The organism is Natribacillus halophilus (assembly GCF_900100185.1).
GTDB classification, from domain to species: domain Bacteria; phylum Bacillota; class Bacilli; order Bacillales; family Marinococcaceae; genus Natribacillus; species Natribacillus halophilus.
This window is the reverse complement of the sequence record NZ_FNEN01000006.1, coordinates 103,992-119,620: the sequence shown is the minus strand read 5'-3', so window position 1 is coordinate 119,620 and position 15,629 is coordinate 103,992. Positions and strand designations below refer to the sequence as shown.

Below are 15,629 nucleotides of genomic sequence, written 5' to 3'. Positions count from 1 at the left end.
GCTTATCGCCAAGCCTTTAAGGCGATAAGCCTTAGTTGCACTTATGCAGGATAAGAAAGTGGTTTATACTTTCTTACCTGCTAAAAAAAACCGAGAAAGGAATGGCCTTTCTCGGCAATGATCGTTATATGGGTTCGGAGAGCCTTAGTTCGGCCCGGCATGACGAATATGAGCGGGGACGTTCGTAAAGCGTTCGAAATTGCTGTGGAACTTATTAGCAAGTTCCTTTGCTTTCTGTTCGTATTCTTCCAGGTCATTCCACGTTTCACGCTGCTGCAGGACATGGTCAGGCACACCCGGGCAGCGGGTGGGCACATGTAAGCCAAAGACAGGGTCGACGACGGTTTCGACCCGGTTCAGTTCCCCTTCGAGCGCTGCTTGCACCATTGCCCTCGTGTGAGCCAGGTCAATACGGTCGCTTACATTGTAATCGCCCCCGGCCCAACCGGTGTTGACGAGAAAAACACTCGAGTTGTGCGCGTCGATCTTTTCCCCGAGCATTTCCGCATACACGGATGCATGGCGGGGTAAGAATGGTGCGCCAAAGCAACTGGAGAACGTGGCTTCCGGTTCGGTGATGCCCCGTTCCGTACCGGCAAGTTTGCTCGTGTAGCCACTTAGAAAATGATACATTGCCTGTTCTTTCGTTAATTTGCTAATCGGTGGCAATACCCCGAAGGCATCTGCGGTAAGAAAAATAATCGTGTCCGGATGTCCTGCTTTTCCTTGCGGCAGTGTATTGTCAATGTGCTCAAGAGGGTAAGCGGCCCGCGTATTTTCCGTGTAATACGTATCGTCATAGTCCGGAAGGCGCGTCTTGTCATCTATCACAACATTTTCCAACACGGCGCCGAAGCGGATGGCATTATAAATGTCCGGTTCTTTTTCCTCTGATAGTTGAATGCATTTGGCATAGCAACCCCCTTCGATGTTGAAAATACCGTTTTCTGACCAACCATGTTCATCGTCGCCGATAAGAAAGCGATTGGGATCGGCCGACAGCGTTGTTTTGCCGGTGCCCGACAATCCGAAAAATAAAGCGACGTCGCCTTCTTTACCGGTATTGGCGGAACAATGCATCGGCAAAACTTCCCGAGCAGGCAAAAGATAGTTCATGACGGAAAAAATGGATTTTTTCATCTCTCCTGCATATTCGGTACCGCCGATAAGAATGATTTTTTCTTCAAAAGATATATGAACGAATGTTTCCGAACGTGTCCCATCCACTTGCGGATCCGCCTTGAAACCGGGAGCAGACACGATGGTGAAGCCATCTTCTTCGGCCGGGTGTTCATCGGCTTCCGGCCGCACAAACAGCTGACGCGCAAAGAAGTTATGCCATGCGTATTCGTTCACCACTTTAAGCGGGAGGCGATAATCCTTATCTTTCCCGGCATAGCCATGGAAAACAAAAAGACTGTCCTGTTGACCCAGGTAATGAAGAACCTTGCGATATAGAGCGGAAAAAACGTCGCGATCAACCGATTGGTTGACCGTTCCCCAGTCAATCGTTTCTCTTGTCGACGGTTCAGCGACGATAAATTTATCTTTGGGAGAGCGCCCGGTGTATGCGCCTGTAGTGGCCGCAAAAGCGCCTGCTTTCGTAAGAACGCCCTCATCGCGCGCGAGTGCCCTCTCCACTAACCTGGGCACAGGAAGATCAAATTCGGCCTGTCTTTGCTCTAGAAGATGATTTAAGGCTGAATCAAATGAAACGGTACTCATAATCGGCAAAATCCTTTCTGTGCTAACCCGAGGGCACGATAATGGGATGCAATTAGTATAACACATTTTTATATATAGTCTATACTATTTTAATGAAAAAAATTTGTGTCTACTTTAGTTTGCCGTGTCGATTTCTCAAGAATGCGCTTTTGCTTGTCTTTTTTTCTTAACGTAATTGTGTTAAAATCATGAGGAAATAAAAACTGCGACTTGATGCGGATTGGTATTAAGGTACGCTCTTATCGAGAGAAGGTGGAGGGACAGGCCCTGTGAAGCCCAGCAACCATCCCCGGCGGGAAAGGTGCCAACCTGGCAAAGTCCACAAGCGCTTTGCAGGATAAGAGGCGAAAAAGGTGAGAAACGAAAACCCCTTTTCCCTCGGGAAGCAAGGGGTTTTTTTAGCATAAGTGCAACTAAGGCTTTCGCCAGGCTTGGCGATAAGCCAAGTTTTCTTTAAAACATATCGAACAGACCGGTGAAGGAGGAGCATGATGGAAGCGAATGGACGCAGACTGTTCACATCTGAATCAGTCACCGAAGGCCACCCGGATAAGATTTGTGACCAGATTTCTGACGCGATCCTCGATGACATATTAACAAAAGATCCCAACGCCCGTGTCGCTTGTGAAACAGTCGTGAATACAGGCATGATTCTGGTCACGGGTGAAATTACGACGACAACTTATGTAGATATTTCCAAAGTGGCTCGGGATACATTGAAAAAGATCGGCTATACGCGCGCGAAGTTTGGCCTTGATGCGGATACATGCGCCGTTATGACAGCGATCGATGAACAATCCCCCGATATAGCCCAGGGCGTTGATACAGCTTTAGAGTCGAGAGAAGGGAGAATGTCAGAGGCGGAAATGGAGGCGATCGGCGCCGGGGATCAAGGATTAATGTTCGGGTACGCGGACAATGAGACAGAAGAGTATATGCCGTTGCCGATTTATTTGGCCCACCAATTGGCGCGTCGCCTGTCAACGGTTCGCAAAGAAGGCATCGTTCCCTTTTTGCGTCCAGATGGGAAGACGCAAGTGACGATTGAATACGATAAACATGACCGTCCGCTGCGCGTGGATACGATCGTTATTTCTACACAGCATCAACCGGATGTGACCATTGTCGAGATTGAAAAAGAAATTCAGGCTCACGTGATATCGGCAGTCGTTCCAGAGCATTTGATCGATAAGGAAACGAAAGTCTTGATTAACCCTACCGGGCGGTTTGTGATCGGTGGCCCGCAGGGTGACGCCGGTCTTACAGGGCGCAAGATAATCGTTGATACGTACGGCGGAATTGCGCGCCACGGGGGAGGCGCTTTTTCCGGCAAGGATGCCACAAAAGTCGATCGTTCAGCCTCCTATGCCGCTCGCTATGTAGCGAAAAACATCGTCGCCGCGGGGCTCGCGAAAAAATGCGAAGTGCAGCTCGCGTACGCGATTGGCGTTGCACGCCCGGTGTCCATTTCCGTTGATACATTTGGAACCGCGAAAGTGAAGGAGAGCTTGCTCTTACAACTTGTGGAAAAGCATTTTGATCTTCGGCCCGCCGGCATTATTCGCATGCTTGACTTGCGCAGGCCTATTTTTGAACAAACCGCTGTTTATGGCCATTTCGGACGGCCAGATATTGATCTGCCATGGGAGCGGACGGATAAAGCGGCTTTACTTAATGAGGACGCTTTTGCGGCGGAAACGAAATGACATGAAAAAATAACCGCTGGGTGGGTGCCCGGCGGTTATTTTTTAGCGTAATGGCCCCCTAACGTGTTTTTGCGGAAGCCGTTAGGTCGTCAACATGGTGTATGACCCTTTCATTCAATGCAAAAAAGCCGGAACCACGGCTCTTAAGCGCTGCATTAAAACGCCCAATCCCCGTTTCTAAAGACGGGTTCGCGCGTGCCGTCTTCATGAATGCCGTCGATATCCATATCGGCGTCGCCTACCATGAAGTCGACATGGGTAATGCTTGTATTGAGGCCTTTTTCCTCGAGTTCGGCTTTATCCATGTCTTTTCCGCCTTCAATATTGAAGGCATAAGCACTTCCCAGGGCCAGGTGATTGGAAGCATTCTCGTCAAAAAGGGTGTTGAAGAAAATGATATTCGTGTCAGAGATCGGGGAGCGATGCGGCACAAGAGCGACCTCACCGATATAAGACGCGCCGTCATCACCTTCAAGCAGATTCTTTAGCGTTTCTTCGCCTTCTTTTGCTTCAAAATCAACGACCAAGCCATTTTCGAACGTTAACGTGAAGTCAGTGATCAACGTGCCCCCGTAGTTGAGGGGTTTTTTGCTGGAAACTTTCCCGTTGACGCCTTTTTTCCTGGCCGCGGTGAAGACTTCTTCCGTAGGGATATTGGCAACAAAGTTCACGCCTGCTTTGCTGACGCTTCCACCGGAAGCCCAGAGATGCGTTTCCGGGAGTTCAATCGTCAAGTCGGTTCCTTCTGCTGTATAGTGAAGGGCATGAAAATGTTTGTCGTTGAGTGTCTCCATTTTCTCATCAAGCGTTTGTAGATGCTCTTGCCAGGCGGTGACAGGGTCGGATTCGTTCACGCGGGTCGCGGCAAAAATAGCTTCCCATAGCTTTTCGACCGCTTCATCTCCTTTTGCTTCGGGAAAAACTCTCTCGGCCCATTTGACCGACGGTACAGCCACGATGGACCAACTGACTTTGTCAGACTGGATGTAGCTGCGAAAGCCGTCCATCGCTCTGCCGCTCGTTTTGTTTGCCGTCGCGATCCGCTCGGCATCTATGCCTTTCAACAAGTCAGGATCACCGCCGGTAATCGACAAGAATGCCGCGTCATCTTCCGCCTCTTCTTCCAGCGCCCGTGCGTACCATTCCGGGAATTCTGAAAATGCTTCTTCAGGGGCGAGTTCGAATTTCGTGCGCGTGAGCTCTTCGTCACTCCAATCGACACGGACATGTTTTGCACCCGCTTGATAGGCTTTCCTGGCAACGATGCGTACAAAATCAGCTGCAAAAAGAGGTGAACGGATGAAGAGTGTTTGCCCTTTTTGGATATTGACGCCGACGTTTAAGGCGATATCTGCATAGCTTTCCTTTTTTTCCTGCAATGTGCTCATTCTTTTCCCTCTTTCTTATGTATTTTGTCTGCCTTGGCATAGGTTTTTCCGCGTTCGACGTAAGCTTCGCGGACGCGTTTCATTTCCTCGAGGTCTTCATCATTAAGGTCACGAACGACGCGGGCAGGGCTCCCCATGGCTAGCGTTCGCGGTGGGACCTCCGTGTCGGGTGTCACGAGTGAACCGGCAGCGACGAAAGCCTCTTCACCGATGTCGGCTCCATCGAGGACCGTTGCCTTCATGCCGATCAATGCTTTTTTTCGGATTTTACATCCGTGAAGCATAACCTGGTGCCCGACTGAAACATCATCTTCAATAATGAGAGGTTGATCAGGACTTTGATGAAGCATACTCTGATCCTGGATATTGACGCGCTCACCTATTTCTGTCGGTGCCACATCGCCGCGAATGACAGTATGAAACCAGATACTGCTGTCAGCACCGATCGACACATCACCGGTAATGACGACCCCGTCAGCAACGTAGCAACTTTTGTCAATATCGGGACGTTTATCGCCGTATGGATAGATGATCATGCGCCTCTGCCTCCTTTGCGATATTGATAGGGACAAGCGCCGTCCTTTATTATACTATACGAGAAGTGAATTCACATACTTTTTTGGATGAAAAAAAGGTCAACATATGGTGTAATAATGGGAAAGGGATGTTTCGAGCGACGGGGAGGAGACGATCATGCGAATTTGGAAGTGCGAGAACCCAATCGGTGTCATTGTCATCGTACATGGGGCAGGCGAGCATTATGGACGTTATCAGTGGTTAGTCGAGCGTCTGAACCGGGAACATTTTCACGTCATCGCGGGGGATCTTCCCGGATACGGGAGGACACGGGGGAAGCGTGGACATATTGATCATTTTAACCAGTATATTGATACGGTTCACCAGTGGTATAAGGAAGCGACTTCTTTTGAGTTGCCCGTTTTTCTTTTTGGACACAGCCTCGGGGGACTCGCAGTGATCCGCACGATGATGGAAAAACAACTGCCGGTTCGCGGAGTGATATTGTCATCACCGTGTTTACATTTATACGATCCGCCGAAGAAACCCCTCACACTGCTCGGTCGCGGCTTGCATCGGCTTATACCGACATTTAGCATGAAAAGCGGCATCCGTGCGGAAAGATTGACGCGAAATGAAGACGTGCGCAGGGAACTTCTCACAGATGAATTGTATGTTCATAACGTGACCGTCCGCTGGTATCAGGAACTAACAAAAGCGATGAGAACGAGCCTCGACCATGCCTATCAGTTTCCGAATGTGCCATTGCTTATTCTGCAAGCGGGCGAAGATTATCTCGTCGATAAAAGAGTGACGCACGAATGGTTCAATCGTCTACGCATCGAAGACCGGGCGATGCGGGAGTGGCGCGGCCTTTACCACGAGATTTTCAATGAACCGGAACGGGACGAAGTTTTCCGCTTTATGCTCTATTTCTCCTGGCAGCGCCTGGGGCGGTTGTGAGGATATGATTTTACATAGGTCAGAGTAGCTTGTTTAAATGGACGGACTTAGTGTACCTCATGAGCACTATAGGTGGTTCAACTATAAGATATAATAAGAGTACAGCTTAATGGAGGCGTATCATATGTCTTTTCCAATAAAATTATTAAGGACATTGACATTGAATGTAGATGACATCATTGCGCCTCATTAAGCAAAGTCTGTTATGATAACACATTGGATGATTCCTTTTATGAAGTGATTGGTTATAAGTGTGTAAAGGAGTGGAATCGATGCCGTCCCATCCATCAAAGTATCAAAAGGCATTACACATCCAACGAGAAATTTCTGAAACTTTGAACAAAAATACTGATCTACAAAAAATGTTGCAATTATCATTGGAACGCTTGCTCGATTTAATGGAATTGGAAACAGGGTGGATTTTTTTAACGGAAGATGAAACATCTTATGAACTGGTTTCCTCCCACCAACTTCCCCCTGCTTTGGAAAACAACCGGGAACAACTAATGCATTGTTATGAGGGCTACACAGATTGTGCCTGCTTGCAGCTTTATTGGGAAGGGTATATGAACCAGGCCGTCAACCATGTGAAATGTGCCCGTCTCGAGGAAGCCATCGACAACGATATGGGCGAAACACGGGGACTTACCCATCATGCCAGCATTCCGCTAACGATTCGCGGGAAGAAAATCGGCTTACTTAACTTAGCTTCACCTGGACGCCGTCGTTTTCATGAGGATGAGCTCGTTCTCTTGGAAACACTCGCTTATCAAATAGGGGCAGCAGTGGAACGAACGCGTTTGCATTTGCAACAGACAGAAGAAGAAGTCCATGCCATTGCGCGTTATCTTGTCGATGCTTATGCCAATGCTGAAAAAATCAATCGCCAAATTGGCAACATTCTTAACCGCTCTGAATTGTTTCACAGGTTCATGCAAGAGCTGCACGATCATTTGCCTTCTTGGACAAACGCCGCGATCATTATGATGGAACGAGGGAGATTAACTGTCCAATCCTGTTCAGATCATCACGGTCCAAGAGAAGTATTTGATGCTGAACAAGAGATCAACCTTGACCAACCGGACATCGTTCGGCAAGCTTATGTTCATCAGCACATGATTCAAGGCAATGAACAACCATTGCATTTTTCCTCTTTAAAAGACCATGAACCCCTTTATTCCATTGCTTTTCCTCTGTTCATGCCCGAAAGATCCGAGGAAACGTTCGGTGTGCTATTGCTCAGTCGAAGCACTTCATTATGTGATCATTTGGAAATGGGGATGCTGGAAGTGCTCGCCAACCACCTTTCAATGGGTATCGAACGCCTTCGCCTGCATGAAGAATGGGAAGCGTTGCTCGTTTACAAGGAAAGGAACCGTCTCGCCCGGGATTTACATGACTCAGTTAATCAAAAATTGTTTGCCCTTTCATTAACATCACGAGGACTTCAAGAGCTCATTGATGAGAAAGAGAATACGACCATGGAAGTTGTCCTGGAACTTCAACAGCTTTCGAGAGAAGCGCTGACGGACTTGCGTAGCTTGATCTGGCAACTACGTCCTGATCATCTCGAGCAAGGGCTTATGACTTCACTTGCCGAATATGCGCAAAAAATTGGGGTAGAGCTATCCATCGAAGCTCCGGATGATTTAGGCGTGAACCAATCATGCCAAGAAACATTATGGAGGATCGGGCAAGAAGCATTGAATAATATTCAAAAACATGCCGGAACATCAAAAGCCGCCATCATCATGCAATCGGAACCTCATGATTTTACGATGCGCGTTATGGATCAAGGCAATGGAGGTGCTGTTGAGACGCGGCAATCCCTTGGGATTAGGAGCATGAAAGAACGAACCGAAGAGCTTCAAGGTTCCTTTCAAATGACTAGCGAAAACGGAAAGGGCACGACGATTACGGTCCGTGTACCTGTCCACAAAAAAGGTAGGTAATATCCTTTGAAAGTACTGCTCGTTGATGATCATCTCGTCGTATTAAAAGGTCTACGCTTTTTTCTGCAAACGCGTCCAGATATCGAGATTGTAGGTGAAGCTCAGGATGGAAAAGAAGCGTTGCAGCAGGTGGAACAACTGCAGCCGGATATCGTGTTAATGGATGTAATCATGCCGAATATGGATGGCATCGAAGCAACGCAATGCATCAAAGCGAAACACCCGGGCATCCACGTTATTATACTAACCAGTTCTTCAGACAGGGATCATGTATTACCCGCGATTCGAGCAGGTGCCAGTGGCTATCAACTGAAGGATGTGGATCCAAGCTTTTTGGAAGAAGCAATGATTGCTGTCATGGGCGGAGAAACAACTCTTCACCCACAAGTGTCGAACCAGTTAATGACCCATGTTGCCAAAGCAGATGAACATGATGCCAGTTTTCATGCTTTAACTCCAAGGGAGCGCGATATCCTAAAACATATCACTTACGGACAAAGTAATAAGGAAATGGCCGCTGACCTGCATATCACCGAAAAAACCGTGAAAACACATATCACGAGTATCCTCGGAAAAATGGAGGTGCAGGATCGCACGCAAGCAGCGATCCATGCGTTGAAGCATAGATGGTTCGAAAAATAATGTACGACGATTGTCGTAGGAAAGGTCTTATCGATGATAAGGCCTTTTTTGTATGGGATTTTTAGACAATTGATTGATTTTTCCGGAAAAAATACATGGCATGATATACATAGAAGCAATTGAAGGAGGACATTACGATGCAAACTTTAAACATCGGCATTATTTTGGGAAGCACACGTCCAGGACGAGTAAGTCCACAAGTAGGACATTGGGTCAAAGAATTAGCTGACCAACGAAGAGATGCAAACTATGAAATCGTAGATATTGCTGACTATAAACTTCCCTTGGAAGGCACCGGTCAAGAACCGGTATTCATTGCCTGGTCAGAGACACTATACAGTCTGGATGGATTTGTATTTATTGTCCCGGAGTACAATCACAGCATCCCAGCTGTATTAAAATATGCCCTTGATTCCGCGCATGGCGAATGGAGCAATAAAGCAGCCGGGATCGTCAGCTATGGATCAACAGGTGGCGCTCGTGCAGCTGAACATTTACGCGGTATCTTAGGAGAGTTGAAAGTTGCCGACGTCCGCAAACATCCAACATTATCTATATTTACAGATTTCGAGGATTTTACAGTATTTAAGCCAGCTGAATTACACATTAACAATGTCAATGTCATGTTGGATGAGATGGTCGCGTGGAGCGGGGCATTAAAAACTTTACGATAAGATTTACAGCCTATTTCAGCAATGGATGGATAGGAATATGGATGAAAGGATGATAAAAAATGACGATTTTAGTAACAGGGGCGACTGGTAACGTTGGTCGCCATGTGGTCGATCGACTTCACAAGGCAGGTAAGCAGGTATTGGCCTTAACCCGTAACCCTGAAAAAGCACGTATGCCCGACGGGGTAGAGGTTGTTCAAGGAGATCTCTTTACTCCCGAGACGCTTTCGCCAGTATTCGCTAGAGCCGATCGTATATTTTTGGTCACTGTAGGTGGGGAGGAGTACAGCCCACTCCCGGGTCATGCAATCATTCAACTCGCTGAGGAATATAACGTACAGCATATTACCGTTGTATGGAGTGGTGAGAAAGGATCAGTGGAGCAAGCTGTGGAAGCCAGTGGTATTGCTTGGACCCAACTTCATCCGGTTGAGTTCATGGCCAACGCAATCGATTGGAGCGACTCCATCCGAGCAGAGGGTGTGGTTCGAGAGGCATTCGGAAACTCGTTGAGTGCCTTGATTCATGAAGCTGATATCGCAAACGTGGCTGTCAGAACGTTACTTGAAAATGGACATACAGGTAAGACATACACGTTGTCGGGTCCGGAGGTGTTGACTGTTCGCGAGAAAGTTCAGATCATCAGTGCAGTCATGGAGCGTGATATTCAATTCATTGAGCTTACGGAAAAGCAGGCTCGCGCAAGAATGCAGAAAGAGAACATTCCGGAAGAGCATATCGAAATGGTGATCAACTGGTTCACTGATCCGCCAAAGATGGCCTACACGGTGGTCCCAACTGTTGAGAAGATTACGGGGCAACCTGCGCGTACCTTTAAGCAGTGGGTCAGAGATCACTTGCATGTATGGAAGGTGATAGATAATGACAATGGAGAATCAGACAACGACAACAGAGGATCGTAACCAATCAGTAGAAGACCATCCTCCCCGGGCAACATGGCGCGAGTGGTTGGGGTTAGGAGCGTTGACATTGGCGGTTTTCATGCTCGCTACAGATATGACCGTTCTGTTCCTCGCTACGCCTTCGATTGCTGCTGACCTGGCACCGAGCAGTACACAAATGCTATGGATTATTCACATTGGTGAATTGCTGGCTGTAGGGTTTGCGCTAACGATGGGCCGTCTAGGCGATAGCATCGGTAGGAGGCGTCTGCTAATGATCGGTGTAACGGTATATGGAGTAGCTTCCCTTATCGCGGCATTTTCGACAGAAGCCTGGATGTTGATTGCTACACGAGCACTTCTTGGTGTAGCGACTGCAACAGTGATGCCGTCCACGATGTCATTATTGCGGAATATGTTTTTCGATCGGAAGCAATTTTCAGTAGCAATCGCTATTAATCTCAGCGCATTTTCTGCAGGTATGGCCTTAGGACCTCCAATGGGCGGCCTACTTTTGGATTATTTGTGGTGGGGGGCAGTATTTCTTGTCAATGTTCCGGTTGCCATTGGATTGTTAGCAGCATCACCCCTTCTTCCTGAGTATCGCAACAAGGATTCGAAGCCTATGGATTTTGTTAGTGTTCTGTTGTCTTCATTGGCATTGGTAACATTGATTTTCGGATTACAGGAAATGGCTAACGATGGATTCAACATGCTTTACGGTGGGTCGGTAGTGATTGGAATAGCGGTCGGAGTTCTGTTTATTAAGCGACAGATGAACACGGAAGACCCATTGTTGGATTTGCACATGTTTCGGATCCCCGACTTTAGTTTTTCATTGATCGCTGTGACGGTCGTATTACTTGTAACGACTGGGGCAGATATGCTTTTTGCACAACATTTGCAAGCCGTTGTTGGACTCACTCCAACAGAGGCAGGACTTCTGCTGATCATCCCTGCACTCCTGTCTATGGCCGGTACTTTAATATCCCCGATACTTACACGGTGGATGCGCCCGGCATACGCCATGGTGTCCGGCCTTCTTACTGCGGCAGGCGGCGTGTTACTTATCATGTTAACTGTACATGATGCTGGAGCAATTATCCTTATTATTGGTGTATCACTTCTTGGATTTGGCGGAGGACCTACAATGACGATTGCAAGTGAGCAAATTATCTCTAGTGTTCCGCAAGAACGTGCCGGTACTGCTTCAGCGATGAGCGATGTCAGCACTGGACTTGGTTCTGTATTGAGTATTGCATTCATTGGAAGTTTGGGGATGCTCGTTTACCGTGGGGTTTTAGCGAGTTCCCTTCCCTCCGAGGTACCTTCGGAAATCGCAAACGCGTCCATGGAAAGCGTTGGTGCGGCAGTTGCAGCAGCAGAAGGGTACCCGGAAATGCTTCAAGCTGTACAATCGTCTTTTACAGTTGCGCTTCAAGCTGTATTTGGAATAGCCGGAATCGGTTTGTTTGTCTTAATGATATTCATTGTATGGAAGCTCAGACATGTAAGACAAGAAGATAAAGCATCTAATGAACAGGAAACATCATTTTGAAATGAAAGCTACCCATCTTAAGTGAATTAACGCTGGTGTGGCTGGATAATACCGAAAGGAAGGGGATTTTATGAAACATGCCATTGTATTTGGCGGAACAGGGATGCTTGCAGGGGCAACAAAATGGCTTATTAATAATGCAGATCATATATCAGTGATCGGGAGAAACAAACACAGGTTAGAACAATTATATCCGGGTCATGACAACAGTGATTTAAGGCTCGTCGCATTAGATTATAAGGATAATGAGGCTTTAAGCCATTTTTTACGAAAAACCATTCAAACTTATGGTCCTATTGATCTTATTGTATCTTGGATTCATAGCATCGCATCCGATGCCATACCTATCATCCTTGATGAGCTTACCCATCAAAAACGCCCATGGCGATTTTTTCACATTAAAGGCAGTAGTGATGATCTTCCATCGATTCTAGGCGAATACACTGTCCCATGGAACTGCCTGTATCGCGATGTACAGCTTGGATTTAAAATTGAAGAGGATGTTTCACGGTGGTTAACGCATGAAGAGATTTCCAATGGTGTTATTTCAGCCATCCATTATGATAAGAAGCAAACCATTGTTGGAACATTATACCCCTGGAGCACAAGACCGTAGTAAATTCATAATTGAGGTAGAGATGAATGATGACTCAACGAGCGCATTGCGCCACTTTGGTCATTTGGAATACAACGTAAATAAATTTCTAAACAATATGAATGATAAGAAATTTGTGATCAGAGAATGAGCCTTTAAGTATTTTTAAAGGAGTGTTTTGGAAGTTATGAGACGTTTTTTGAAGGTTGGTATTGGTGCATAATCCTAAGGGCTTATTTTCAGCATTTCGGCACCTTCTGAATCTATAGCTAACACATATTACGACCCACAAAGTGATCCGCAAGGGTTCGAGTATGCACCTGAAACACAACTTATGGCGGAATCATTAGCACCAGGATCAGGCCCATTAGGTAATCTGCATGAATACCGGTAATGAATGGAATCATGATGTGGCTGCATGTAGACTTAAAATAAAGCTTAACTATTTGTGAAAAAATCTGACGATTTATAAAAAAGTTATACTGTTTTATCCCTTTGGATATGGTGACTCCAAAGGGTATTTTTCTGGATAACACTATTCCGATCGGGGCGCTTATGGAATGATCTTTTTGGACAAAAGAAGGGGCTGAAAAGGCAAAATTGTCCGAATGGGAGGCCCATAAGGACACAAACGGGATCGATCGGTAAAAAAATGTCCGAAATAGGGGTTTATTCGGACAAAGCGAGTAGGCAAGCAGTAAAAATTGTCCGAAAAATATCCATACAATGTTTCCCCCAGCCCATGTATATCTAAGCTATTGATCATAGAAATAAAAAGTGTTATCTTAGGTTCTGGAAAGGTCGTTCTATATAAAAGGGGATGGGTATGAATACACCGGTAAAAAAAGCGGATCTTTTGAATGCAGCAGAAAGACTTTTTTATGAACATGGATTTCGAGGAGTCGGGCTTAAGCAAATTATTAGTGAAGCCAATGTAGCGACCATGACGCTTTATAACCACTTTTCCTCTAAAGAACATCTCGTGGAGGAGGTTTTAAAGCAAAGAGAAGAACGATATTGGTCGTATTTGGATGCTCTGGTGCAGGACGAAATCGAAACGCCTTTTCTTTCTGCTGTTGAAGCCCATGGAAAATGGCTGGCAGAAGAGTCCTATCAAGGGGATATGTTTTTACGGGCGATTGAAGATTATTCGGGGGCCAATAATGATATTGAAAATATTGCCCGGTCGCACAAGTCAAGACTGTTACGGTATTTTCAAATGTTGGCCAAACGGATCGGCGAAGACGATCATAGTGATTTAGCCCATTATTTTACACTACTGCTTGAAGGAACGACATCGATGACAACGTTGATCGGGGTAGAAAAAGCGACGGAATATGCGATGGCGATGGCAAAAAGAATCGTTTATTAGCCATCGTGATTTTTCGCCCTGAAAATAGAAAGGTCGTTTTATATAGTTCGCGCATCGTATTTTTTGCGCAATAAATATAAAGGTCGTTATATATATTCATGAATGGTGGAGAGGATATCATGAAGTTTTCAAGATTGGTTCTTCCAGGAATTACAATGATCGCCGTTGCCTATGGGTTTGCACGATTCAGCTACGGATTGTTGCTTCCAAATATCAGTCAGGACCTGGAAATGTCCTCATCTATGTCTGGTATCATCTCTTCGCTATTCTATATCGCTTATTGCTTTGCGATTGTTTACTCTACGGTTGTCTTAACGACCAACAAGGGCCCCCGTTTCATGATCCTTACTGCGGGAACTTCCGCGTTCATCGGTTTATTAATCATGGGGGCGTCGCCCAATGTGTGGATTTTAGCTTTAGGTGTTCTGTTTGCCGGCGGAAGCACAGGTCTTGTGTCGCCGCCCTACGGGGCCGCGATCTCGCTTTGGATCAAAGAGAAAATGCAAGGGCGGGCCAATACGTGGATTAATGCCGGTACCAGCATCGGCCTTGCCCTTTCGGGTGCAGGGGCGCTTGTGCTGGCATCAGAGTGGCGATTAACTTATTTTATCTATGCGCTGATTGCGCTTATTGCCCTCATATGGAATGCAAAGGTGATCCCTCGGCTCGGAGATAGACCGCGCGTATCGTTTGAAATCGGGCAGTTCTCTATAAGAGGCGTGGAAGGCGCCATCCCTTTGATCATTTGCGCGACGACGCTTGGCATATCCACGGCAACGTTTTGGACGTTTGCCATCGATTTTCTTGAAACGACCGGTGCTTATAGCAGCTGGCAGCTCTCGCTGTTTTGGATCATCATCGGGCTCTTTGGGATATTGGGCGGCTTCTCCGGTTCGCTCATTCAACACTTCGGACTTCCGTGGGCGTATAAGTGGGGGAGTCTCATTATCGGAACGGCTTCTTTATTGCTTGCTTGGCTTCCGGAACAATGGGTGGCGTCCTACCTTTCGGCTGCGTTGTTTGGGGTGTCGTATATTTTTATTACCGGTGTGTTGATGGTTTGGGGCATACGGGTGTTTATTACCAATGCTTCTTTAGGGATCGGTACGCCTTTTTTACTCCTGGCTGTCGGGCAAGTCATAGGGTCCGTATTCGCGGGTATGCTGATTGATTTTGGTGGATTTACGTTCACCTTCGTTATCTATGGTTTCGTAGGTATTGTCGCAATGATTCTCGGACCGAAAAAGATTAAAAAATAGAGATAATCACTTAAAGGGGGATTGTTTATCGTAGGAACTGGGGATGCTGAGGCCATGACAGGGGCATGCTTACCGAGAATGCACGGGACATATTATGAACAAGTAAAAGGCGAGATTTAGGTCCGCATGTGGAAGGCGGAGCTGGTATCGGTTTAGTTGTACCGGAATATATGGATATTGATTCTATTGAGGATCTGGAAGAGTAGTAGAAACCCGGGGAAAGACATTTTCTCCGGGTTTTTTCCGTGAAGGGTGTGATAAAATGGGCGTGAACAATGAAAAAGAGACGGTAACGGCCTAGATGAGCACGGTTTCGTCAAAGTCGGGCACATGGTACCTCTGATCCCTCTCGGGTCGGTTCCCCCGGCTACAGAGGG

At 46.7% G+C, this 15,629-nt stretch carries 13 protein-coding genes and 1 riboswitch; of the genes, 10 read left to right on the top strand and 3 right to left on the bottom strand.

Annotated elements, in window-relative coordinates:
• Positions 1 to 144 precede the first annotated feature (144 nt).
• A complete protein-coding gene (pckA, locus tag BLS58_RS08940; protein ID WP_090398112.1) occupies positions 145 to 1,725 on the bottom strand; it encodes a phosphoenolpyruvate carboxykinase (ATP) in 1,581 nt (526 codons plus the stop codon).
• A gap of 236 nt (positions 1,726 to 1,961) precedes the next feature.
• Positions 1,962 to 2,069, top strand: a riboswitch (SAM riboswitch).
• A 147-nt stretch (positions 2,070 to 2,216) separates the two neighbouring features.
• Between pckA and metK the strand changes: the two genes are divergently transcribed.
• A complete protein-coding gene (gene metK / locus BLS58_RS08935) occupies positions 2,217 to 3,431 on the top strand; it encodes a methionine adenosyltransferase (RefSeq protein WP_090398110.1) in 1,215 nt (404 codons plus the stop codon).
• Positions 3,432 to 3,586: 155 nt separating this feature from the next.
• Here the strand turns inward: metK and BLS58_RS08930 are convergent, their stop codons facing one another.
• Both BLS58_RS08930 and BLS58_RS08925 read right to left on the bottom strand, forming a co-directional pair.
• On the bottom strand, positions 3,587 to 4,819 hold the full coding sequence (locus BLS58_RS08930) for an aminopeptidase (RefSeq protein ID WP_090398108.1): 1,233 nt from the start codon (positions 4,817 to 4,819) through the stop codon (positions 3,587 to 3,589).
• The gene (locus BLS58_RS08925; protein WP_090398205.1) at positions 4,816 to 5,352 is read right to left on the bottom strand and encodes a gamma carbonic anhydrase; all 537 of its coding nucleotides are present in this window, start codon (positions 5,350 to 5,352) and stop codon (positions 4,816 to 4,818) included. Before BLS58_RS08925 ends, BLS58_RS08930 begins: the two co-directional genes overlap by 4 nt.
• A gap of 160 nt (positions 5,353 to 5,512) precedes the next feature.
• On the opposite strand from BLS58_RS08925, the gene BLS58_RS08920 reads away from it, so the two are divergent.
• The 9 genes from BLS58_RS08920 (at position 5,513) to BLS58_RS08880 (ending at position 15,252) form a co-directional block, all read left to right on the top strand.
• Complete coding sequence (locus BLS58_RS08920; protein ID WP_090398106.1) at positions 5,513 to 6,298, top strand: alpha/beta hydrolase; 786 nt, start codon at positions 5,513 to 5,515, stop codon at positions 6,296 to 6,298.
• A gap of 272 nt (positions 6,299 to 6,570) precedes the next feature.
• Entirely contained in the window at positions 6,571 to 8,250 is a 1,680-nt protein-coding gene (locus BLS58_RS08915; protein WP_090398104.1) for a GAF domain-containing sensor histidine kinase, read from the top strand.
• Between the two features lie 6 nt (positions 8,251 to 8,256).
• On the top strand, positions 8,257 to 8,892 hold the full coding sequence (locus tag BLS58_RS08910; protein WP_090398102.1) for a response regulator: 636 nt from the start codon (positions 8,257 to 8,259) through the stop codon (positions 8,890 to 8,892).
• 137 nt (positions 8,893 to 9,029) lie between these two features.
• Positions 9,030 to 9,566, top strand: a complete 537-nt coding sequence (locus BLS58_RS08905) for an NADPH-dependent FMN reductase (RefSeq protein ID WP_090398101.1) — start codon at positions 9,030 to 9,032, stop codon at positions 9,564 to 9,566.
• Between the two features lie 59 nt (positions 9,567 to 9,625).
• Complete coding sequence (locus tag BLS58_RS08900) at positions 9,626 to 10,489, top strand: NAD(P)H-binding protein (RefSeq protein ID WP_090398100.1); 864 nt, start codon at positions 9,626 to 9,628, stop codon at positions 10,487 to 10,489.
• The gene (locus BLS58_RS08895) at positions 10,449 to 12,026 is read left to right on the top strand and encodes an MFS transporter (RefSeq protein WP_090398098.1); all 1,578 of its coding nucleotides are present in this window, start codon (positions 10,449 to 10,451) and stop codon (positions 12,024 to 12,026) included. Before BLS58_RS08900 ends, BLS58_RS08895 begins: the two co-directional genes overlap by 41 nt.
• Before the next feature lie 70 nt (positions 12,027 to 12,096).
• On the top strand, positions 12,097 to 12,642 hold the full coding sequence (locus tag BLS58_RS08890; RefSeq protein WP_090398096.1) for a Rossmann-fold NAD(P)-binding domain-containing protein: 546 nt from the start codon (positions 12,097 to 12,099) through the stop codon (positions 12,640 to 12,642).
• A gap of 805 nt (positions 12,643 to 13,447) precedes the next feature.
• On the top strand, positions 13,448 to 13,993 hold the full coding sequence (locus BLS58_RS08885; RefSeq protein ID WP_090398094.1) for a TetR/AcrR family transcriptional regulator: 546 nt from the start codon (positions 13,448 to 13,450) through the stop codon (positions 13,991 to 13,993).
• A 119-nt stretch (positions 13,994 to 14,112) separates the two neighbouring features.
• Positions 14,113 to 15,252, top strand: a complete 1,140-nt coding sequence (locus BLS58_RS08880; protein WP_090398093.1) for an MFS transporter — start codon at positions 14,113 to 14,115, stop codon at positions 15,250 to 15,252.
• The last annotated feature ends 377 nt before the right edge of the window (positions 15,253 to 15,629 follow it).

What these genes read in the sequence shown, in the direction of transcription:
- BLS58_RS08885 (WP_090398094.1), top strand. Translation starts at nt 13,448, where the DNA reads ATGAATACACCGGTAAAAAAAGCGGATCTTTTGAATGCAGCAGAAAGA.
- BLS58_RS08930 (WP_090398108.1), bottom strand. Translation starts at nt 4,819, where the DNA reads ATGAGCACATTGCAGGAAAAAAAGGAAAGCTATGCAGATATCGCCTTA.
- BLS58_RS08900 (WP_090398100.1), top strand. Translation starts at nt 9,626, where the DNA reads ATGACGATTTTAGTAACAGGGGCGACTGGTAACGTTGGTCGCCATGTG.
- BLS58_RS08890 (WP_090398096.1), top strand. Translation starts at nt 12,097, where the DNA reads ATGAAACATGCCATTGTATTTGGCGGAACAGGGATGCTTGCAGGGGCA.
- metK (WP_090398110.1), top strand. Translation starts at nt 2,217, where the DNA reads ATGGAAGCGAATGGACGCAGACTGTTCACATCTGAATCAGTCACCGAA.
- BLS58_RS08895 (WP_090398098.1), top strand. Translation starts at nt 10,449, where the DNA reads ATGACAATGGAGAATCAGACAACGACAACAGAGGATCGTAACCAATCA.
- BLS58_RS08915 (WP_090398104.1), top strand. Translation starts at nt 6,571, where the DNA reads ATGCCGTCCCATCCATCAAAGTATCAAAAGGCATTACACATCCAACGA.
- BLS58_RS08880 (WP_090398093.1), top strand. Translation starts at nt 14,113, where the DNA reads ATGAAGTTTTCAAGATTGGTTCTTCCAGGAATTACAATGATCGCCGTT.
- BLS58_RS08920 (WP_090398106.1), top strand. Translation starts at nt 5,513, where the DNA reads ATGCGAATTTGGAAGTGCGAGAACCCAATCGGTGTCATTGTCATCGTA.
- pckA (WP_090398112.1), bottom strand. Translation starts at nt 1,725, where the DNA reads ATGAGTACCGTTTCATTTGATTCAGCCTTAAATCATCTTCTAGAGCAA.
- BLS58_RS08905 (WP_090398101.1), top strand. Translation starts at nt 9,030, where the DNA reads ATGCAAACTTTAAACATCGGCATTATTTTGGGAAGCACACGTCCAGGA.